Below are 1,430 nucleotides of genomic sequence, written 5' to 3' on the forward strand. Positions count from 1 at the left end.
CCCGCCGGCGCCGCGCCCCCGGCGAAGGACGGCGCGAAGCTCGCCCGTGAGCTGGTGCGCGCGTCCAGCGCCTCGGACGCGTACCGGCACCTGAAGGCGTTCCAGCGCCTCGCCGACCGCAACGGCGGCCATCGCGCGGCCGGTTCGCCGGGCTACGAGGCATCCGCCGCGTACGTCTACGACCAGCTCAAGAAGGCCGGCTACGACGTCGCGTACGACACCTTCGACTTCACCTACTCCGAGACGCTGAAGGACGAGTTCGCCGTCGTCTCGCCCGAGGCGCGGGACATCGAGATCTACGCGATGACCTTCTCGAAGGCGACCCCCAAAGGCGGCCTCGACGCGCCGCTGGCCGCCGCGCCCGTCGACGCCGACGGCACCTCGGGCTGCGAGCCGGGCGACTTCGCGGGCGGCGACTACACCGGCAAGGTCGCGCTCATCCAGCGCGGCGGCTGCGACTTCGCCGTCAAGCAGGGCAACGCCGCGGACGCGGGCGCCGCCGCCGCCGTGATCTACAACAACACCGAGGGCGCCCTCAACGGCACCCTCGGCGACGCCGACGCCGTCAAGGTGCCCACCGGCGGCATCACCAAGGCCGAGGGCGAGGCGCTGACCGGGCTGCTGGCGCAGGGCGAGGTCACCGTCCACGTCGATATCCAGATGATCGTCGAGCCGCGCACCACGCGGAACGTCATCGCCGAGACCAAGCGCGGCGCCGAGGACCGCACCGTCATGCTCGGCGCGCACCTCGACTCGGTCCCCGAGGGCGCCGGCATCAACGACAACGCCTCGGGCTCGGCGGCGCTGCTGGAGGTCGCCAAGGAACTGGCGAAGGCGGAGAAGAAGCCGCGCAACCGGGTGCGCTTCGCGTTCTGGTCGGCGGAGGAGCTGAGCCTCGTCGGCTCCACGGACTACGTCGGCCGGCTGACCCCGCGCCAGTTGCGGGACATCGAGCTGTACCTGAACTTCGACATGGTCGCCTCGCCGAACTACGGCCTCTTCGTCTACGACGGCGACGACTCCGACGCCGTCGGCGAGGGCCCGGGCCCGGAGGGCTCGGCGCAACTGGAGCGGCAGATCACCGACTTCATGGACAAGAAGGGGATCCCGCACGAGGGCACCGACTTCACCGGCCGCTCCGACTACGGCCCGTTCATCGAGGTCGGCATCCCGTCCGGCGGCACGTTCACGGGCGCGGAGGGGACGAAGACCGAGGCGCAGGCCGCGAAGTTCGGCGGCACGGCGGGCGTGGCGTACGACCCGTGCTACCACACGGCGTGCGACGACCTGGACAACATCAGCATGCCGGCGTTCGACGCGAACATCGACGTCATCGCCAACGCCGTCGGCACCTACGCGCACGACGTCAGCTCGCTGCGCGAGCCGGTGTCGTCCGTGCCCACCGAGGGCAGCGAGGGCAGCGGCGGGGG

General features: G+C 71.6%; 1 protein-coding gene. It reads left to right on the forward strand.

The genetic code is table 11. From position 1 onward, the window contains the following. A partial coding sequence (locus I003_RS0129455; protein WP_027774710.1) for a M28 family metallopeptidase occupies window positions 1-1,430 on the forward strand: 1,430 nt, incomplete at both ends.

This window comes from Streptomyces sp. CNQ329, from assembly GCF_000482585.1.